This is a genomic window from Desulfovibrio sp. TomC (genome assembly GCF_000801335.2).
Classification (GTDB): Bacteria; Desulfobacterota; Desulfovibrionia; order Desulfovibrionales; family Desulfovibrionaceae; genus Solidesulfovibrio.
On record NZ_JSEH01000001.1, the window covers coordinates 92,017 to 112,379 of the forward strand.

Annotated in this window: 14 protein-coding genes, 1 tRNA gene and 1 other RNA gene; 7 read left to right on the plus strand and 9 right to left on the minus strand. The window is 61.4% G+C overall.

The features are described 5' to 3' along the window. Positions 1–98: 98 nt before the first annotated feature. Entirely contained in the window at positions 99–959 is an 861-nt protein-coding gene (locus tag NY78_RS00505; RefSeq protein ID WP_043630444.1) for an SDR family oxidoreductase, read from the minus strand. 88 nt (positions 960–1,047) lie between these two features. On the opposite strand from NY78_RS00505, the gene NY78_RS00510 reads away from it, so the two are divergent. After that, positions 1,048–1,455: a winged helix-turn-helix transcriptional regulator gene (locus tag NY78_RS00510; RefSeq protein WP_043630446.1), complete on the plus strand. Its 408-nt coding sequence runs from the start codon at positions 1,048–1,050 to the stop codon at positions 1,453–1,455. 24 nt (positions 1,456–1,479) lie between these two features. On the opposite strand, the gene ffs is transcribed toward NY78_RS00510, so the two are convergent. The 6 genes from ffs to xerD form a co-directional block, all read right to left on the minus strand. Continuing rightward, positions 1,480–1,575: signal recognition particle sRNA small type (ffs, locus tag NY78_RS23400), an RNA gene on the minus strand. A 6-nt stretch (positions 1,576–1,581) separates the two neighbouring features. Then, positions 1,582–1,671: transfer RNA gene (locus NY78_RS00515), tRNA-Ser, on the minus strand. Between the two features lie 55 nt (positions 1,672–1,726). Further along, a complete protein-coding gene (locus tag NY78_RS00520) occupies positions 1,727–2,620 on the minus strand; it encodes a phosphoribosylaminoimidazolesuccinocarboxamide synthase (protein WP_043630448.1) in 894 nt (297 codons plus the stop codon). 14 nt (positions 2,621–2,634) lie between these two features. Continuing rightward, positions 2,635–3,942, minus strand: a complete 1,308-nt coding sequence (hisD, locus tag NY78_RS00525; protein WP_043630450.1) for a histidinol dehydrogenase — start codon at positions 3,940–3,942, stop codon at positions 2,635–2,637. 282 nt (positions 3,943–4,224) lie between these two features. Beyond that, complete coding sequence (locus NY78_RS00530; protein WP_047959958.1) at positions 4,225–6,966, minus strand: CBS domain-containing protein; 2,742 nt, start codon at positions 6,964–6,966, stop codon at positions 4,225–4,227. A 15-nt stretch (positions 6,967–6,981) separates the two neighbouring features. After that, positions 6,982–7,917, minus strand: a complete 936-nt coding sequence (xerD, locus tag NY78_RS00535) for a site-specific tyrosine recombinase XerD (RefSeq protein WP_043630451.1) — start codon at positions 7,915–7,917, stop codon at positions 6,982–6,984. Positions 7,918–8,063: 146 nt separating this feature from the next. Here xerD and NY78_RS00540 point away from each other — a divergent pair, with 146 nt between their 5' ends. The 5 genes from NY78_RS00540 to NY78_RS00560 all read left to right on the plus strand — a co-directional run bounded on the left by NY78_RS00540 (position 8,064) and on the right by NY78_RS00560 (position 14,926). After that, positions 8,064–9,230 carry a pyridoxal phosphate-dependent aminotransferase gene (locus NY78_RS00540; protein ID WP_043630453.1) on the plus strand — a complete coding sequence of 389 codons (1,167 nt, stop codon included), beginning with the start codon at positions 8,064–8,066 and terminating at the stop codon, positions 9,228–9,230. Between the two features lie 8 nt (positions 9,231–9,238). After that, positions 9,239–9,733: a 2-amino-4-hydroxy-6-hydroxymethyldihydropteridine diphosphokinase gene (gene folK / locus NY78_RS00545; protein WP_082139842.1), complete on the plus strand. Its 495-nt coding sequence runs from the start codon at positions 9,239–9,241 to the stop codon at positions 9,731–9,733. Between the two features lie 32 nt (positions 9,734–9,765). Next, a complete protein-coding gene (locus NY78_RS00550) occupies positions 9,766–10,083 on the plus strand; it encodes a transcriptional regulator (protein ID WP_043630455.1) in 318 nt (105 codons plus the stop codon). Between the two features lie 129 nt (positions 10,084–10,212). Continuing rightward, entirely contained in the window at positions 10,213–12,546 is a 2,334-nt protein-coding gene (locus tag NY78_RS00555) for a glycosyltransferase family 39 protein (RefSeq protein ID WP_047959959.1), read from the plus strand. Between the two features lie 103 nt (positions 12,547–12,649). Then, positions 12,650–14,926, plus strand: coding sequence for a glycosyltransferase family 39 protein (locus NY78_RS00560; protein WP_043630457.1), 2,277 nt, complete (start codon positions 12,650–12,652; stop codon positions 14,924–14,926). Between the two features lie 653 nt (positions 14,927–15,579). On the opposite strand, the gene ade is transcribed toward NY78_RS00560, so the two are convergent. Next, positions 15,580–17,313: an adenine deaminase gene (gene ade, locus NY78_RS00565; RefSeq protein ID WP_043630460.1), complete on the minus strand. Its 1,734-nt coding sequence runs from the start codon at positions 17,311–17,313 to the stop codon at positions 15,580–15,582. Between the two features lie 76 nt (positions 17,314–17,389). Here ade and tgt point away from each other — a divergent pair, with 76 nt between their 5' ends. Continuing rightward, on the plus strand, positions 17,390–18,523 hold the full coding sequence (gene tgt, locus NY78_RS00570) for a tRNA guanosine(34) transglycosylase Tgt (protein ID WP_043630462.1): 1,134 nt from the start codon (positions 17,390–17,392) through the stop codon (positions 18,521–18,523). Between the two features lie 102 nt (positions 18,524–18,625). Here the strand turns inward: tgt and NY78_RS23405 are convergent, their stop codons facing one another. Further along, the gene (locus NY78_RS23405; RefSeq protein WP_082139834.1) at positions 18,626–20,098 is read right to left on the minus strand and encodes a diguanylate cyclase domain-containing protein; all 1,473 of its coding nucleotides are present in this window, start codon (positions 20,096–20,098) and stop codon (positions 18,626–18,628) included. Positions 20,099–20,363: the final 265 nt, after the last annotated feature.

Consider the following 20,363-nt stretch of genomic DNA (forward strand, 5'->3'; position numbering starts at 1 on the left):
AGCCGGATGGAATTTCAACCGCAGTGGTCCCGGACGATTGTTTGCGCAGCGTCAGGCAAGAAAACGGGTGGACCGGATTGCCCCGGTCCACCCGTCCCTTAAGCAGCGGACGCGAGTTTCTGACTAATCATCGCAGCGAGCTTCGTTGTCGGCCGACCGATCAGCCTGCTCAACTGGCGGCTGTCATCGAAGAGGCCGCCTTTTGACGCGCCGACATCCGATTCGGCCAACAGGGTCGCCAAACCTTCCGGCAAGCCGGCGTCAATCAAAGCCCCCCTGAACTCGCCTCCAGGCAGATTCCGATAAACCACGGCCTTGCCCGATTGCCGGGCAATGGCCTGAGCGAGTTCGTCCAGTGAGTAGGACTCGTCGCCCGCCAGTTCATAGATGCGGCCAACCTGGTTGTCCCGTGTCAGCGCCACAGCGGCAGCCTCGGCATAATCAGCGCGCGCCGCCGACGCGATTCTTCCTTCGCCGGCGCTGCCCAGCAGGACGCCGTATTGGAGTGCAGCCGGGATGCCGGCTAAATAATTTTCGGTATACCAGCTGTTGCGTAAAATCACCGCCGGCAGACCGGAAGCGCGGATCAGGCTTTCCGTTTCCTTGTGCTCGGCGGCCAGAGGCAACGGGGACGTATCGGCGTGCAGGATACTCGTGTACGCCAGCAGACCGACACCGGCCGCCTTGGCCGCAGTAATGACCGCGCGGTGCTGTGGCGTCCGGCGGCCGACCTCGCTGGAGGAAATCAGCAGCAGTTTGTCGGCACCTTTGAAAGCGGCAGCCAGGCTCTCAGGCTGGTCGTAATCAGCCTGACGAACCTGGACACCGCGAGCCAGGAACTCGTCAACACGCCTGGGATTGCGGACGGCAGCGACGATCTCTTCGGTAGGCGCCTTTTGCAGTAAGGCTTCGATGACAAGGCGGCCAAGCTGGCCTGAGGCTCCGGTCACAACAATCATGATGAAACTCCTTTCTTTTGATTGGGAGAATCAGCAGAATAGCGACGAAGCAAACTTTTAGTAAGTACGCACAAAAAGGTAAGTGCAAATGCGTGATGATCGCCAATTTCCCGGCTTCGCCAAACTGATGCAGCGCGGCCAGATATTTTCCGAAAAATGCCCGTCCCGGGCTGTGCTCAAACACGTCACCAGTCGCTGGGGCGTCCTGCTGCTCGTGGCCCTGCTTGGCGGAACCCTTCGCTTCAGCGACTTGCGCCGCAAGGTCAACGGCATAAGCGAAAAAATGCTGGCGCAGACGCTGCAATGGCTAGAAGGCGACGGTTTCGTTGAGCGAATCTCCTATCCGGTTGTGCCTCCCCACGTCGAATACCGACTGACGCCGCTCGGCGAGGAAATCGGCCGCAAAGTGGAAGCCTTGGCCGACTGGATTGAGGTCAGGATGCCGGAGATCTTGGCAGCGCAGCAGAAAAATAGATCAGGAAAATCGGAAAAATAAAAAAAAGCGCGAGTTGCCTCGCGCTTTCAAGGGAAGCCGGACACCCGGCTCCAACCGTTACCGCTGCTTCCTTTCGGACCTGACGGGGTTGGCGGCGAAACCGCCATCCGACTTCCCCAAAATTCGTGGCGGAGAGGGAGGGATTTGAACCCTCGGTACCCGTTAAGGTACATACGATTTCCAATCGTACTCCTTCGGCCGCTCGGACACCTCTCCGCGAAGCACTGCTATCTAGCCAAGACCCTTGACCTTGGCAAGCAAAAAATGCTCGTTAGGCCAACTTTTTTCCGGTCAGCACTTCGTAGGCCGTCAGGTACTTTTCCTGGGTCCGGGCCATGACGTCCTCGGGCAGGCGCGGCGCCGGCGGCTGTTTGTTAAAACCGACGGAGGTCAGCCAGTCGCGCAGATACTGCTTGTCGTAGCTCGGCTGGGACTTGCCGGCAACGTAGCCTTCGGCCGGCCAGAAACGCGAGGAATCCGGGGTGAGCACCTCGTCGATCAGGATCAGTTCGTCGCCAAGCAGGCCGAACTCGAACTTGGTGTCGGCGATGATGATGCCGCGCTCCCGGGCAAAATCCCGGGCCTTGGCGTACATGGCCAGACTGACGGCCTCGACCTTGTCAAAAAGCGCGGTCCCAAGGAGTGTTCTGGCCGCGTCCCGGGTGATGTTCTCGTCATGGGACCCGAGTTCGGCCTTGGTCGACGGCGTGAAGATGGGTTCAGGCAGGATTTGTGATTCCACCAGCCCGGCCGGCAGGGCGTGGCCGCAGACTTTGCCCGTAGCCTGGTAGTCCTTGAGGCCCGAGCCGGTGATAAAGCCGCGCACGATGCATTCAATGGGCAGCGGCTTGGCTTTTTTGGCCACCACCGCCCTCCCGGCCAGATCCTCGGCGTAGGGGGCCAGGGGAGCCGGGAATGCGGCCGTGGTCGTGGCCAGCAGATGGTTCGGGATCAGGTCCTTGAACATATCCATCCAAAAAAGGGTGATCTGGTTGAGGATCACGCCCTTCAGCGGGATGGGATCGGGCATGATGACGTCGTAGGCCGAAATGCGGTCGGTGGTGACAATAAGCAGGCTCTCCGGGGACAGCTCGTAGATGTCCCGGACCTTGCCGCGGGAGAGCAGGGGATAGGCCTTGATGTCGGTTTCAATGACGGCGTGCATGATGACTTCCTCACTTAGGCTTTGAAGCGGCATTCCACGCTGCGGGCGTGGGCTTCGAGATTTTCCAGCCTCGCCAGTCGGGCGATCTTGGCCCCATGGGCGGCGACATAGCCCGGAGCAGCGGCAATAAGGCTTGTTTTCTTGGTAAAGGTCGCAACCGACAGGGCTGAGGAGAACCGGGCCGTGCCCATGGTCGGGAGCACATGGTTGGGACCGGCGAAATAGTCGCCCACCGGTTCCGGGCAATGATGGCCCATGAAGACCGCTCCGGCATGGCGCACCTTGCCCACAAAGGCCCAGGGATCGGCCACGCACAGCTCGAAGTGTTCCGGTGCTATGGCGTTAATAAGGTCCATGCCGACGGCCATATCCGGCACGGCAACCAACGCGCCGTAGTGGCGAAGGGATGTCGCAGCGATGTCGTTTCGCGGCAGATCGGCCAGTTGGCGGGTGAGCGCCGCGCACACGGCGTCAAGCAGGGTCGTGTCGTCACTGACGCACACGGCCGCTGCCATGGGGTCATGCTCGGCCTGGGAGAGCATGTCCGCGGCCAGCCAGTCCGGGTTGGCCGTTGTATCGGCCAGGATGGCGATCTCACTCGGGCCGGCGATCATATCAATGCCGATGCGGCCGATTAAAAGCCGCTTGGCCGTGGTGACGTAGATGTTGCCCGGTCCGACCACCACATCCACCGGGGCAATGGAGGCGGTCCCGTAGGCCAGGGCGGCAATAGCCCAGGCGCTGCCCACCCGGTAGAGTTCGGTGACGCCGCACACGGCGGCGGCAGCCAGAATATAGGGATTGAGCGTTCCGTCGGCCCGAGGCGGGGAGACGACCACGATACGCGGTACGCCGGCCACCTGGGCCGGAAGGACATTCATCAGCAGGCTGGAAATAAGGGGGGTTTCGCCGCCGCGCCCGCCCGGGACGTAGCAGCCGGCTGCATCCACCGGAGTGACGATCTGGCCAAGCATGGTGCCGTCGGCCGAGGGTACCCACCAGGACTGCTCTTTCTGGCGCTCATGGAAGGACCGGATATTGGCGGCAGCTTCCTCGATGATAGCCAGATCAGCGGCCGGTATGGCCCCGCGGCCGGCCTGGATGTCGGCTTCGGTCACGCGCAGACAGTCGGCCGCAAAGCCTTTGCAGTCAAAATCGCGGGTCAGTTCCACCAGAGCGGCATCGCCGCGGGCGGCCACGTCGGCCAGGATGCGCTCGACTTTCTGAGCGGCGTCGCCGGCGGCTTCTTCGCGTGTGGCGAGCAGGGAGCGAAGCGGCCCGAAGTCGCCAGGACCCGTAACGGTAAAACGAGGGCAGGGCATGGGAGTATCCTTGGACTTGGCATTGATTGAAGGTGACGGGTGCAGCAACCCAATTTAGGCCCAAGCGCGGCAAATGTCGAGACACGTCCCGGCCGGGGGAACGCGAGAGGAGAAGGCAGAAGAGGCCTCCGGCGGCCGGGGGCCTGAGGCCCCCGGACCCCCCAACGGGAAGAGTTTTTAAAGGGGTTTGGGGCGCGTTGGGTGCCAATCCGGTCGGCTGTTGGCAGGGACAGCCGAAGCATAGGCTTGACGAAAATTCCCGTTGCTCCGACTGCGGTGTGGTCAACTTTCGGAGGGTATCTGTTCCTCGGGCAACTGGCAGCGCTCCCCGCCCGGGGGACGGTCCAGGATGGGGGCAAGCGGTTCGCCCCGGGCCAGACGTCTGGCCAGTTCGAGCTGCTCGGCCCGGCATACGGCCTGGCCGTCGATGGCCGCTCCAAGCACCCGGCGCAGAATATCGGCGTAGCGGGGCCCGGCCTCGACGCCGAGCTTTTTGAGGTCGTTGCCCGTCACCTCCACTCGCTTGTGACGCAACGTGGTCAGGTGCATGGATACGTATTTCTGGAGCGGCTCCCGGGGGTTTCGGGCCATGAGATAGAGCGCGCCCTCAAGGGGCAACGGCTCCAGCAGGAAATAGAGGTCGGACAGCGGCCCCTTGTGATATTCCCAATTGAAAATGCCCTGGGCCGTGTCGCGGATCTGCTGACGAAGCGCGGCGATGTCGCCGGCTACACGCTTGGAGAAATTGAGCCGCCGGGCAATGATGGCAAACTGCTCCGGGTCAAGCCCGGTGCATAGGGCCAGGAAGTAGAGCAACCAGACTTGCGGCTGGGGTTCGATGTAGAGCAGGCGGTACCAGTTGACCACGTTTTCCACCTCCAAGAGCACAGCTTCCTTGGACGGTGTGAGCGCCAGCAGCGGGTGGACGGCGGCCAGCAGCTTATACTCCTGCATCCGGCGCAGGCAGGACAGCGGAGTTTTTTCTTCGAAAATAATCCGTAATTCGTGCATGACCCGGGAACCGGACAGCTTGTGGAAGAAGCTGTGGCGCACGGCGTTCTTGATCAACCGGTCGGTCTGTCCGCCGATCCGAAAGCCGAAGCGTTCGCTGAAGCGGATGGCGCGCACGATGCGGGTCGGGTCTTCGACAAAGCTCAAGGAATGGAGCACCCGCAGCACCCGGTCTTTGATGTCGCGCTGTGCGCCAAAGAAATCCACCAGATCGCCGAAACGATCCGGAGACAGATGCACGGCCAGGGCATTGACCGTAAAATCCCGGCGATAGAGGTCCATTTTGATCGAGGAAAGCTCAACCGTAGGCAGAGCAGCCGGGTATTCGTAGTATTCCAGCCGGGCTGTGGCCACGTCCACGCGCTGGCCGTCGGGCAGAATGATGACGGCTGTTTTGAATTTGGGATGGGCCTTGTAGCGGCCGCCGTAGATCCGGGCCATTGCGGCCGCAAAGGCAATGCCGTCGCCCTCGACCACCAGGTCCACGTCGAAATTGGGGTGTTTGAGCAGCAGGTCCCGGACAAAGCCGCCAACGACATAGACGGCCTGCCCGCGCTCGTGTCCCAACGTACCGGCCTTCTGAAGGAGCTCCAGGAGTTTTTTGGGCAGCCGTTCGCGCAGGATCCCCCCGATATTGCGCTCTTTCTTGCGCTCGGGCAGCAGGGCTTCCGGGATGCGGGCCGGTTCCTTGACCAGGGTGTTGACCAGATCGGTGCGGGTGACGACGCCGGTGAGCTTGCCGTCTTCCACCACCGGAGCAAGGCGCTGGCGGCGGCCAAGGATAATCTCCATGACCGCGTACAGATCGGTGTCCGGGGTAATGAGGGCCGGGTCGCGGATCATGTAGTCGCCGACCGGCACCTCGCCCAGGCCATGATTGATGGCCTTGTCCATGATGTCGTGCTCGATGACTCCGACACACCGCCGGCCGCCTTTGGCCACGACCGGCAGGGCTTTTAGGCCGTAGCGGGTCATGATCTCCTCGGCCCGGCGCATGGTGGCGGTATCCTCAATGGAAACGGCAGGCTTGCTCATGAGTTGTCTGGCGTGGACCTGCGGATTGATCTGGGAATAGAGCAGGCCGAAGAGTTCCTCGCGCACCTGGGTGAGCGTCATGTCCTTGATGGAGGCCGAGGCGGCATAGGGATGGCCGCCGCCGCCAAGCGAGGCGCAAATCTTGCCCACGTCCACGTCTGGCGTGCGCGAGCGGGCGACCAGATGCACCCGGTCGTTCATGAGTCCGATGGCGAAGAGGACGCGCAGGTTCTCCATGTCTAAAAACTTGTGCACGAGCAGGGCGAAATCGCCGATGTACTGATCCGACGTGGCCTCGGCAATGACCACCTCCACGCCGTTTATATCGTGGGTCTGGGCCGTCTCGATGAGTTGGCTCATAATGGTGATCTGCTCTGACGACAGCTCCCGGGTCATGAGGTCGGCAATGACGCCGACGTCCATGCCCCTGGCCCGCAGCCAGGCTGCGGCCGCCAGATCGTGCTCGGTGGTGGAGGCGAAGGTGAACGAGCCTGTATCCTCGTACATGCCAAGGCCGAGGATGGTGGCTTCGTCCGGGGTCAGCGTCAGATCGCGCTCCATGATCTCGGCCATGAGGATGGCCGTAGTGGAGCCCCAGTTCTTGACCACGGAGATTTCGGCCGCCACGTCCTCGTCGGTGTCGGGATGGTGGTCGTAGCAGTGGATGACGAGGCCGGGGGTAGAAAAAACGGCCTCAATGTGCGGCACGCGGGAACGCTGGCGGGTATCGACCATGACGAGCGTGCGCACACTCTCCGGATCAATCTCCTTGAAGCTCTTGAAATTGAACATGTAGGTGGCGCTTTGGATAAAAAAGTGCCGGAGATTTTTTTCCTGGCTGCCCGGAAAGATCAGGGTCGCGCCGGGGTAGAGCTTGCCGGCGGCGATGATGGCGGCCAGACAGTCGAAATCGGCATTGGCGTGGCCGGTGATAATAGTGGGGGCTGCCAGGAGTTCGGGTTTGGACGAGGAGCTCATAGATAAAGTATTGCTTTAACCTTTGTCCCGCTCACGGGACCTGGGGTGATGGGCGCGGTGGACGGCGAGCAGGCGGCCGGCCTGGACATGGGTATAAATTTCCGTGGCGCTGATGTCGGCATGGCCGAGAAGCATCTGCACGGTGCGCAGATCGGCCCCGCCGTCGAGCAGATGGGTGGCAAAGGAATGGCGCAGACTGTGGGGCGAAATGCGGGTGGAGACGTTTGCGGCCAGGGCGTAGCGCTTGATGCCTTTCCAGACCGCCTGCCGAGTGAGTCCCCGGCCGGAGCGGTTGAGAAAGACATGTTGGTCTTTGGGAGAAAACGCGCCGCGCACCGTGGTGATATACGTGGAGAGAAACTCCGTGGCCAGAGCGTGGATGGGGGTCAGGCGCTCCTTGGCCCCCTTGCCGAACACCCGCAGCAACCCGGCCTGGGCGTCGAAATCGCCGAGCGTCAGGCCCACCAGTTCCGAGACGCGAAGGCCGGCGGCGTAGAGCAGCTCGAGCATGGTCCGGTCGCGGTAGCCAAGAGGCGTGGTCGTGTCCGGAGCCTCGAGCAGGCGGGCCATGTCCTCGCGGGACAGGACGTCGGGAAGCAGACGCGGCAACTTGGGGTTTTCGATCAGCGCCGCCGGGGACCCGGGCAGCCAGGACTCGTCGGCGGCAAAGGCGAAAAATCCGCGCAGGGCCGAAAGATGCCGGGCCAGCGAACGACTGGCCAGGCCACGGGAGCGCAGATGCATGAGATAAAGCAGCACGGTCTCGTCGCTCACGCCCTCGAGCGTCCCGGCATGGTCGTTTAAAAAAGTTAAAAAACCTGTGATGTCGGTGGAATAAGCCACGATGGAATGCTCGGACAGCCCCTTGGCCACCACCAGATGTTCCAGGTAGCGGTCGACCCAGGGATGGGCCGGACGGGGAGGGGCAGGGGGCGTCTCATGGGTGGTCATGGGAACAATCAGGTACCTTGGCTCGATTGTGCCCGGCCAAAAACGGACTGCCGGGCAGGGCAGACGGCTTGACACGGGCTTTTGCTCTTCATTACTGTAACCGGCCTGCCGCCGCAAGGCGGGGACACACGCCCAAAGGAGCCGTCATGATCGAATTTCCCATGGCCGACCGCGTGGCCGCGCTGCCTCCGTATCTGTTTGCCGAGATCGACCGCGTCAAGGCCGAAGTCAGGGCCCGTGGCGTGGATATCATTTCCCTTGGCATCGGCGATCCGGATCTGCCCACCCCGGATTTCATCGTCGAGGCCCTGTGCGCCGGAGCGAAAAAGCCCGAAAATCACCAGTATCCCGACTATGTCGGTCTGCTTGCCTTCCGGACAGCCGTGGCCGACTGGTACAAGACCCGCTTTGGCGTAACCCTGGACCCGGCCCGCGAAGTGGTGAGCCTGATCGGCTCCAAGGAAGGCATTGCCCACTTTCCGCTGGCCTTCGTCAACCCCGGCGATCTGGTTATCGTCTGCTCGCCCAACTACCCGGTCTATCCGGTGGCCACGGGCTTTTGCGGCGGCGAGGTCAAGGTGTTGCCGCTCACCGACGCCAATGACTATCTGCCCGATCTCGACAGCCTGACCGAGGCCGAATGGGCCAGGGCCAAGATGATCTTCGTCAATTATCCCAACAATCCCACCTCGGCCGTGGCTCCGCGCGCCTTCTACGAGAAGCTCGTGGCCAAGGCCAAGGCCACCAAGACCATCGTGGTCTCCGATGCCGCCTACACCGAGATGTACTACAACCCGGCGGAAAAGCCCATGTCGATCCTGGAGATCGAGGGCGCACGCGAGGTGGCCATCGAGTTTCACTCCCTGTCCAAGACCTATAACATGACCGGCTGGCGCATCGGCATGGCCGTTGGCAACGAACAACTGGTCAAGGGCCTGGGCAAGATCAAGGAAAACGTGGACTCCGGCATCTTCCAGGCTGTGCAGGAAGCCGGCATCGCCGCCCTGGCCAAGGGCGAACCCTTTGCCGAACAGTTCCGGGGCATCTACAAGGAACGCCGGGATGTGGCCGTGGCCGCCCTGGCCAAGATGGGCATTGCCTGCCGCACGCCCAAGGCCTCGTTTTACCTGTGGTGCAAGACCCCGGCCGGCCACACCTCGGCCGCCTTTGTCACCAAGGTGCTCCAGGAGACCGGCGTGGTGCTGACCCCGGGCAACGGCTTTGGCGCGCCCGGCGAGGGCTTTTTCCGTATCGCCATGACGGTCCCGGTGGCCCGTCTGGAGGAGGCCCTGTCACGCATCGCCAAACTGTAACCGCGCATATCGGCCTCGGCTCCAATCTGGGAGACCGGCTGGCTATTCTGCAAACGGCCCGGGAGCGTCTTGCCGCGCTCCCGGGGGCCGTCATCACGGCCGCCAGCCCCATATATGAGACCGAACCCTGGGGGGATGCCGCCCAGCCGCGCTATCTCAACCAGGTTGTGGCCCTGGCCCTTGGCCCGTCCTGGTCGCCCAGGCAACTCCTGGAAGCGCTCTTGGCCATTGAACACAGTCTTGGCCGGGTGCGCGACCCGAAGCGTCCGTTTGGCCCTCGCACGCTTGATCTCGACATCCTGCTTTTCGGCGAGATGCGCCTTGACGAGCCGGACCTGATCATTCCCCATCCCCGGCTGCGCCAGCGCGCGTTCGTGCTGGTCCCTCTGGCCGACATCGGGAAGGATCTGCCTATTCCGGACGGGCAGGGAGGAAACGTGACTCAGGCGCTGGCGAATAGACCTTCCAAAGATGCCGGGAAAATTGTAAGACAATCCGAGTGACCTGCCCCGAATCAGGCGCAGGGAGGAGCGATATGTACCGTTGGCTCATACTGATCGTGGCCGGATTTATCCTGTATAAGCTGTTTATTGGCGACCGTGGCCGGAAAAAAGACCAGGAAGCGGAAACCAAAAAGCGTATGGCTGCCACAGGCGAGATGGTCAAAGACCCGATCTGTGGCACCTATGTTCCGGCCGACGCCAATATCCGAGCCCGCGACGGCAACAACGTCTATGCCTTTTGCAGCTATGAATGCCGCGACACCTTCGTCAAGCGCCTGGAAGCCAGCCGCACCCAGTCCATGGAGCAGGGCACGGCGACCGAACAGGTCAAGGACGGCCGCGCCGAGTAAACGCCGCAACCGGCCCCATCCCCGGACCGCGCGTCTTGCCGAAGGCCTGACAGCAAGGGCGGAGTCATTGCGACGCCATCCAGGCTCTTGCCGACCGTTGCGTCTGCGCTGGGTCCGGCACGAGACACCATGGCCAAACAGCATATTCTGCCCGCGTCAGGCGAGGCTTCTTCTGCCAGCGCCATCTGGGCGTGGCGGCTGACCCTTGGCGGCATTCTGGTCGTGGCCGCGAGCCTTCGACTGTACCATCTGGGGGCACCATCCCAGTGGTGGGACGAAATCCTCGTCCCGCTGACAGCCGCCTTCCCGGTTGCCTATATTCTCGATTTCTCGCGCCACTGCGAGATGCACCCGCCCCTGTACCACCTGTGTATCAAGCTCGTGGAAGGGGTGGGGGTGTCGGATGTTGCTTTGCGCCTGCCCTCGGTCGTTTTTGGACTGGCCACGGTCTATGCGGCCTGGCGGCTCTTTGGCCGGCTCTATGACCGGTCCGTAGGCCTTCTTGCCGCCGGTTTTCTGGCCGGCAGCGCCATGCAGGTCTGGCATGTGCGCCAGGTTCGGCCCTATGCCATCCTGGTCTTTCTCTTCACCCTCTCCCTGTTCTATTTTCTGCGCTTCCTTCGGGAACGCAGAAACGCCGACTTGGTGGCCGTTTTGGCCCTAAACGTGCCGCTTTTTCTCCTGCATTATTTCACGTTCCAGATTGTGCTGGCCGAAGGCCTCGTCCTGGCCTTGTACTGGCGTCCCCACGGTCAGGGAGTCAGTCTGCGCCAATTGGTCGTTTTCGGTCTGGGGACGGCGGCCGTGGCTCTGCCTGTGCTGTTCTTGTTCTTTCTGCCGAGCCAGACAACGCTGTCGATTTTCGGTTTCAAGGCGGGATGGGGCGAAATCGGACAGCTGATCGTTGCCTACAGCGCCCATGTGCTCTGGAGCCACGACGATTGGGCCATGCGCCTAGGGGTCGGGACGCTCTTGGTGGCCGGCGGGACCGTCATGTGGAAAAAGACCCCCCGTGAACTGTGCGCCTGCCTGCTTCTGGCCGCCATACCGGCCTTTGTTCTTTTTTGCATGCGCAAGACCGCCTATTTCTCGCCGCGCCATTTTCTGTATATGACGGTACTGGCGGCCGTACTCATCGGCCATGTCGGACGCTTGCTACCGCGTCCGGGCTGGGCCATGCCGCTGGCCCTGGCCCTGGCTCTGGGACAGGGCGGCGACTTGTATTTCGGACACAGGGCCGCCTACTACGACGAGACGAGCTACCATCATCCGGTCTTTAACACCGACTTCAAGCCGATGGCCAAGGAACTGGCCCAACGGCTGCGTCCCGGAGACAGGATCGTTGGCGCCGACCAGGGAACGATCAATGCCGTGTCCTGGTATCTCGACCAGTATGTGGCGACCAACCCCTTTCGCAGCCAATCCCTGGATGCCGCCAGCGGCGACTATCAGGTGACCTTTTTTGCCCCGGACAAGAACTGGGGCCACCTGGGCCAGACCGAAGAAGCATTTCGGGAGGCCGTTGGCCCCATCGAGTCTGTCGAACCAGTATTGAACGGCGCCCTGTACCATGTGCCCATCCGACGTGAAGCGCCGCCAAGCATTCATTCCGTGCCCTACCATGTCCGCCGGCGCGCGGCTTTTCCGGCTTTCTACCAGCAGGTGGAGACCGTTACGGACATGACGGTGAATCCCTACTGGGGCGGGGAGGCCATCGCCACCCGCAACAACCAGCCGGCCCGGCTGTCCTACCGACTGGACAATGCGGCCGGCCCCGGACCGCAGCAACTCCAATTCGTTTTCGAATACAAAAACCAGGGGCAGGGCAGCACCATGGCCTTTGCCGCTCGCTTTGACGATGAGCCGCCCGTGCCGCTTTTGACCTCAAGGGGGCCTGACCCAGCTGAGGCGAAAACAGTCTCCCTTGTGCGCGAAGCCCCGTATAAGACCCTGACCCTGACCCTGGAAACCATCTGCGCCGACCTGACAGCCCGCTATCCCGGCGGCAATCTGGAAACGGCCGCATTTCGGGGGTTCGACCTGGAGATTGTGCCGGCAGGGCGCTTTGACGCCTCGCCGGTGGTTGCCAACCAGCAGGAAATAAATCTCGGCAAGATTGAACATAATGAGGCCAATATTTGGCGCTGGGGCCTTGGCCCGAGCAGTACCCTGACCTTTACTCTGGCCCAGGCCATGCCCCTGTGGTTGGAATTCGATTTTGACAATACGCTCCCCGGACAAAATGTTGTGGTTGCGGCCAATGGGGAAATCATCTCTTCGCTCAACGACCTCGATGCCGGCAGCCAACACAGCCTTCGGCTGCCCGTCGCCGGACGGGCAGGCCCAAACGACGTTATTATTGCCTACACCCACTGGAACCACGGCACAGTCACCTTTGCCCCGACGGACATTCGGCCCATGAGTCTGTTTATCCGCAAATTGCGTCTGGTCCCTAAACAATAGCCGTGATCGCCAACCCCACGAGGTCGGCCCGGAAGAAGGTCGCATGACGCCGTTGCCGCAACAAACGCCATCCGACGCAACTCTGCCCCGCGGTGGATGGGCGTTGGCCCTTCTGACCCTGATTGCCGCAGTGGTGCGCCTGTATCAGCTGGAAACGCCGTCCATGTGGTGGGACGAGATCCTGGTGCCGCTCAATGCGGTCACTCCGATTGGCGACATCCTGGCCCGGGCCGCAACGGACGACTTTCATCCCCCGGCGTTTTACCTGCTGCTCAAGCTCGTGTTGGGGATAGGGGATTCGGATTTTGCCTTGCGTCTGCCGGCAACGCTGGCCGGCATCGCGTCTGTCCCCCTCCTGTATGCCCTGGCCGCTCCCCGGGTCGGGCGGACGACAGCCCTTTTTGCCGCCGCCGTCCTGGCCATCGACGGTTCGATGATCCAGTATGCGCGCCAGGTCAGGCCCTATGCCCTGGTCATTTTTTTCTCCCTCCTGTCCGCCTATTTCCTGCTGCGCTGGTGTGAACGGCCCAAGGCAGGCACAGTGGCCGGGCTGACCGCCGCCACCTGGGGATACGTTCCCCTGCATTATTTGGGCATTTTGATTCTGGCCGTGCAGGGGCTTTTTGCCGTCATCTGTTTTTTGTTGCGGCGGCGAGGGCGTCCCTGGGGCCAGTTGGCGGTCTACACCCTGGGCAGCGCCGTGGCCGTGGCCACAACTTGGGCCTTTTTTCATGCAAGTCCCAACACCCTGACCAAAGGAAGCGTGGCCTCGACGGCGTTGTTGGGCCTGGACAGGTTGGCTTGGGCCTTTTTCGGCGATGGGTCGAGTCTTGTGGCCCGGGCAGGCATCCTGATTCTGACCGGGCTCGGGACCGTGCTTTTAGCCAGACGGGATCGCCGGTTGGCCATTCTGGCCCTGGCCACGGTGGCCGGGCCGGTGATCCTGCTCGCCCTGGCCCGTTACAACTCCTATTTCAATGCTTGGCATCTCAGCTTTGCCGTACCGTATCTGTGTCTCATGGCCGGGGCCTGTCTGGACGCCTTGGTCCGGCCGCGTCGTCTCGCCCCGGTTGCGGCGGTGGTGCTGGGCATCGCGGCAACCGGGGCTATTTTGGGTTTTGGCCGGGCACGGTACTATGAGCAGCAAAGCCACAGCGCCAACTACAAACAGCAGGCCCGGGAGCTGCCGGCCATTTTGCGGCCCGGCGCGCTTGTTGCCTACACCGAACTCTCGGATCTTGACGCCATCGACTGGTACGCCTCGCGCTACAACGTCCCCGACCCTCTGCGCCATCGGACCGTGACCATCGGCCAGCAGGTCGCTGTGGATTTCGTATCATACGGCAGTTTTGGCCACTTGGCCCAGAATGCCCCGGAATTCCTGGCGCATTTTGATATGCTCCAGGAAATCACGCCCCTGGCCGGGGGGACCGTCTACCATGCCGCCATGAACCATGCCCGGCCGCGTCTTGGCCCGCAGTTGCCCTGGCGCGACACCCTGGCGATGACGCCTTGGGATATTGCCCGGCAATGCGATGCTATCGCCGGGGCCAATCTCGTGAGTATGTTCGGGGGGAGTCTTGTCCCCGAAACAGGCGATGGGCCGGGAAGCCTGCGCTACGTGATCGAGAGTCCCACATCCGTCCCCAGCCCGTTGTTTGTCCGCCTGACCGTTCCCTATTCCAATCCTGTGGCCGGCAATGTGCTGCGCATGACCTATGCCTTTGACGGCGAGCCGCCCCTGGTCGCTTTCGAGAGCCAGGGCAACGAGCCCGAAGCCGTGCGAACCGTCATTTTGCGCCCGGACAAGCCGTTTTCCCGTCTGGAATGCCAGTTCACCCTCGAACCCCACGTGTTCTGGCCGAGCATGACCGGCAACTCGGGCGCTTTTGTTCGACTCAAGGCGATATCGATGTATGCCAACGCCATTGCGGCCGAAATCCTGGGTTCCTCCAGCCTGGACGTGCATGAAGAAGGGGTTGGTCCAGTGGAACAGGGGGAAGCGGGGCAGTGGCGTTGGGCCTTGGGAGAGGCAACCACCCTTCGGTTCACACTGCCTCAAGCCGGCGTCGTGACCGCAGATCTCGCCATCAACAATCCCATCCCAGGCCAGACGGTGGAGCTTCTGTTTAACGGCCGTCCGTTGGAGGAAATCCGGGAACTGCCGGCTGACAAGTGGTTGTCGCCGAGTGTCGCCCGGCATCTGCGCCTGGAGGGCCAGCCTGGGGACAATACGTTGACTGTCCGGTTTGCGGCTTGGAACGGCAAGGAGGCTGCGCCTGGGGCAACCTTTGCTCCGGGCGACGGCCGTCTCCTGGCCGGGGCGTTTACCAAGCTCAGGCTTGACCTGGAAAGCAACGCGACGCGGTTGGTCTATTGACCATGGGGTTTCGTGGGCGCATTGCCATATGGTCTGATCCATCGTGACGGCTCTAATCGGCTGGAGCTGAAGGCCGTTAGCCTTTTGTCCGCGCCAAAGCGACTGGGCCAATCACACACACGACAAGGCCAACTTCGGGGAACAGGGGCAGTGCGCGGTAGGCGGCAGACTGTTTCCTGGCCGTTTTGAATGTCCCGCGGGTATGTGGCGGCATCGCCCGGACCGTCGGGAGAAGGATGCACCCAGGGCGATGTTTTTGGTCGGTTATCACAAGGCAATTTCAACTTCAGGATAAGTCGTCGGCGGCTGAGAGGCTGGCGCTGCCGAACGACGGCCCCTGGGGGAAGGCCGGTTGTGCATGGCTACCATCTCATCTCCCAAGAGTGGCAAGGAACGGGGAAGACCGGAGAAGGGGCAAAAAAATGGGATTCAAGGCAAGATTTGCCGCCCAGTTCCCTCTCTCTCGTACAAAAGTTTACATAATTTACATTATGGGACAAAACTGAGGAGTATGAAAGAGGGGCCATTCACTCGGCCTCGCCACAAAAGTACAAGCGCCGACGTCCCCTTGTATGGCTCGTCGGCGCTCGTGTACGAAAAAAGGCACAAATTGTATTACGAATTGTACCTTGTACTGTTCTGAAACCGCACCTCTATAAAAACAACGGTACCGGCGCAAAGGCTGTCACGTCCACCAGCCCCTTGTCTGTCAGCTTGAGGCTTGGGATGACCTCCAGAGACAAAAACGACATGGACATGAACGGATGGGCTTCAGCGCCCGCTGCAAGGCCGGCCAGTTCGCGGTAGGCTGCGCCAAGGGCTTCAAGACCCGACAGTACGACTTCCAGGGGCGCATCGCTCATCAGGCCGGCCACGGCCAGACGCACCTGCGCCAACACCTGGCCATCACGCACCACGGCAAAGCCGCCGCCGGACACCATGAGCGTCCGGGCGGCCAGAGCCATGTCCGCGTCGTTGACGCCGGCCACGATGATATTGTGGGCATCGTGGGCCACGGTGCCGGCAATGGCCCCGGCCTTAAGGCCCAGGCCGCGCACGAAACCCAGTCCCAGGTTGCCGGTGCCCTTGTGGCGTTCGATAACGGCCAATTTGGCCAAATCCCGGGCCGGATCGGCTACGGCCAGCCCGTCGCGCACGCTCGGCTCCAGAATAAGGGGTTCGGTCACGATCTGGCCCGGCACAATGCCGATGACCCGCATTTTGTCGGAAACGGCCGGCACGGCCAGACGCACTTCGGACAGCTCGCCGCCCACCCGCATGGCCCGGGGCGGAGTCAGACAGGAGCGGTCGGCAAATTCCCAGTCCCCGAGCCTGCGTCCGGCCAGAACGACCTCGCTGACGGCAAAAGACGTCAGATCCTCCACCAGCACGGCGTCGGCCCGATAGCCCGGGGCCACGGCTCCCCGGCGGCGAAGGCCAAAATAGCGGGCTGGATTGATGGAGGCCATGGCCACGGCCCGAACCGGCGGCAGGCCGCAGGCCACAGCTTGGCGCACCAGGGCGTTTAAGTGCCCTTCCCGACTCAGATCCGTTGGGTCCCGGTCGTCGCTGACCAGGGAAAACTGGCCGGCATTGTCCGGCGTCACCAGACCGATCAGGGATTCCAGATTTTTTTCGGTGCTGCCCTGACGGATCATGATGTGCAGACCCCGGCGCAATTTTGCCCGGGCCTCGTCAAATTCCGTGCATTCATGATCCGACTCCGGGCCGGCTGTAACGTAGGCGTCGAGCGCCCGGCCGGTCAGGCCCGGCGCATGGCCGTCAATGACCCGTCCACGCGCTGCAATAAGCTTCCGCAGCATCCCCTCGTCCCCTGCCACGACTCCGGGAAAATTCATAACCTCAGCCAACCCCAGTATACGGTCGGGATGCCGGGCCAGCATGGCCGCCACGTCCATGGCCCCCAGGCGCGCCCCGGAGGTGGCCATGTCGGTGGCCGGCACACACGACGGCATCATGAAATAGCAGGTGACCGGCAGATCCTGGCTGCAGGCCAGCATGTATTCGATGCCGGGCAGTCCGAGGACGTTGGCGATTTCGTGGGGATCGCTCACCACGGCGCAGGTGCCGTGCGGGGCCACAGCCCGGGCAAAGACCGGAGGCGAAAGCAAGGTCGATTCGATATGGATGTGGCCGTCAATGAATCCCGGGCACAGGTAGCGGCCGGCGGCGTCAATGGTTTGCCTGGCCTCTGTGCCGGAAAATCCGACAAAGACGCCGTCGGCCACGGCCACGTCGGCTTCGTGTATCTCGCCGGAAAGCACATTGACCACCCGGGCATTCTTGATGACCAGATCGGCCGGGACATCGCCCCGGGCCGCAGCCAGACGATGTTTGAGACTGTCGAGAGGCTCGGAAGCGGACATGGGCGACCCTTTCCTTGAAGTATTACTTTAGAAAACAGGATTGAATCATGGGCCGTTTTTCTCTATAGCACGGCCCATGAATGCACCAGGAACATTTACCCTCGGTCCCGCTGACGGCCGCGCCCGCACCGGACGCCTGACCACTGCCCACGGCGACGTCGAAACCCCGATATTCATGCCCGTTGGCACCCAGGGTACGGTCAAAAGCCTGTGCCCGACCGATCTGGCCGATTTAAAGGCCCAGATCATTTTGGGCAATACCTACCACCTCTACCTGCGCCCCGGCGACGAGCTGGTGGCCAAGCTTGGCGGCCTGCACAAATTCATGGCCTGGGACGGCCCCATCCTCACCGATTCCGGCGGGTTCCAGGTGTTCAGCCTGTCGGGGCTACGTCAGATCGCCGAGGAAGGCGTCACCTTCGCCTCCCACATCGACGGCTCGCGCCACCTGTTTTCACCGGAAAAAGTCATCTCCATCCAGCGAAACCTCGGCTCTGACATCATGATGGTCCTGGACGAATGCGTGCCCTACGGCGCGGACCGGGCCTATACCGAAAAATCCCTGGGCCTCACCACACGCTGGGCCAGGCGCTGCCGGGAGGCCCACCCGGCCGGGGACCGGGGCCAACTGCTCTTTGGCATTGTCCAAGGCGGTTTTTTCAAGGATTTGCGCGCCAAAAGTGCTGAAGAAATCATCGGCGTCGGTTTTGACGGTTACGCCCTGGGCGGCCTGTCTGTGGGCGAAAGCCGCACTGAGATGTATGATATTTTGGACGACGCAGCCCCCCTGCTCCCGGCCGATCGGCCCCGCTACCTCATGGGCGTTGGCGCGCCGCGCGACCTGCTTGCCGGCATGGCCGCCGGCATCGACATGTTCGACTGCGTGTTGCCTACCCGAAACGCGCGAAACGGCACGCTTTTTACGAGCTTAGGCCGGATCAACATCAAGCGGGCCGAGTACCGTGAGGACGACTCGCCCCTGGACCCCGCCTGCCCCTGCTACGCCTGCCGGACCTTTTCCAAGGCCTATCTGCGCCACCTCTACATCGCCAAGGAACTCTTGTCCTATCGGCTCAATACGCTACACAACCTGACCTTTTTCTCGGTCATGATGGAGCGCGCCAGACAGGCCATCCGCGAGGGCCGATTCGCTGCCTTCCGGGCCGAGATGGAAACTCTCTACCCTGAGATGGACGAGGAGAAGGTCTAAACGTCCTTTCTTGAAAAGTGCCGCCCAGGCCGCTGTCTTCGCCGGCCTGACCTATCCTGACCTCCTGCCGCCTCTGCCAACAGCCGGGGCAGGAGGCCAGGGTTAATCGGCCAGAATACAACAATTTTTCCCCGATGCCTTGGCTACATACAAAACCGCATCCGCTTTTTCGAGCATGTGCTCTGCCGTCTCCCCTGCCTCGGGTATCTGCCCGGCCACGCCGGCGCTGATGGTCACGATCGAGGGTGCGCCGGTTTTGGCATGGCACACACCCTTTCCCGCAACGACTCGGCAGATCTCCTGAGCCAGTGTCCGAGCGGCCTGTCCTGTTAAGCCCGGCAGGATGACGACAAACTCCTCGCCGCCGTACCGGGCGGCCAAAGCATCCGGGCCTCGCACGGTGGTTTCGAGCACTTCAGCCACTTGACGCAGGCAGTCGTCGCCTGCCTGATGCCCATATTGGTCATTGTAATTCTTAAAATCATCCACATCCAAAAGGATGATGGACAGGGGCTGACGCTGCTTCAGAGCGTTGTCCCAGGCTGTGGCGTAGGCCAGATCGAATTTGCGGCGATTGTACAGCCCGGTCAGGCCGTCGCGTTCACTGAGCCGTTGCAATTTCCCGTTGGCCTCGGCCAGTTCACGGGTACGTTCGGCGACCCGGGCGTCAAGCAAGGCCCGTTCCTTGGCCAGAGTGTCGGCCATGGAGTTGAATGCCTGGGCGAATTCCGCCAATTCGCGTCCCTTGGGCGACGGCACCCGTTCGCCCATATTCTGGGTCGGGTCGTCGGCGATGCGCTTGGCGACAATCTTGGCCCGTTTGAGGGGCTGGAGGATAAGGACATTGAGCAGCATCCCGGTCAGGCTCAGGAGTAGGCAGAGAAAAACAAGAAAAAAGTATGAAGAGGCCTTGGCCACATGATCGGCCACGGCATAGGCTTCGGTCAGGGGCACGCGGACCGAGGCTGCGGAAATGATCTGCCCTTCCGGCCAATTAAACCCAAGCTGACGGCCATATTGCGCAACGAGATCGGCTGGAGCCGATTCCGGAGTGGAATGGCAAGCGAGACAACTTGTTCCTACTGGCCTGAAAGGACGCAAAATCGTGTAATAGGCCTTGCCGTCTATAATTCTGACGCCGTTACGCTCATTTTCTGTTCGATTCGCGTTAAAGAATGTGATGATTTCGGCCTCATATGCATCAGCCTCATCGTCTAATACTCTTGAGTTGATAGTGCATATTCGATAATGATACTGTTCTGAATTGAGGGCGTTGTATAGTTTGTTGATTTCACGAACAGTAAAAAACGAAGACATTATGGCCGGATCGAAGGCTTCAGCGGATATGTCATGCATAATTTGCATGTTTTTTGGCCTGATCTTGTCCCTAAAATGGGTAAATATAGCCGTATTGAGATCGAAAAGGCTTTCGGCCTTGACCCGGGCTTCATCGACGGCGCGCGCTTGCTCTTTGTCATATACGACAGAAATATAGAGAGAGAACGCAATAGCAAATAGAGCAACAAGAAAACCTAGAACCATCGTCCTGATTGAGAATTTTGGAATTGTATTCATGAAGGACCAAGTTCACGCATTGTCTGTCTAAGCGACGAGCCAGAGAAATGAGTAGAGCAATGATTTTTTTTGAATTGTATATCTAAAAACGCAAACCGGCAAGCCCACAGATTTGGCTCCATCCTATGGTCACAACGATTGATCTCTTGCCCTTTAAACAACAGGAAATAAGTACGTCTCGGTTATGAAAACGGGTGTGCGCATCACGGGTCAGTCTGAGCCGACCTTGTGCGCACACCCGTCTTTAACGGCCTTCGCTCGCACC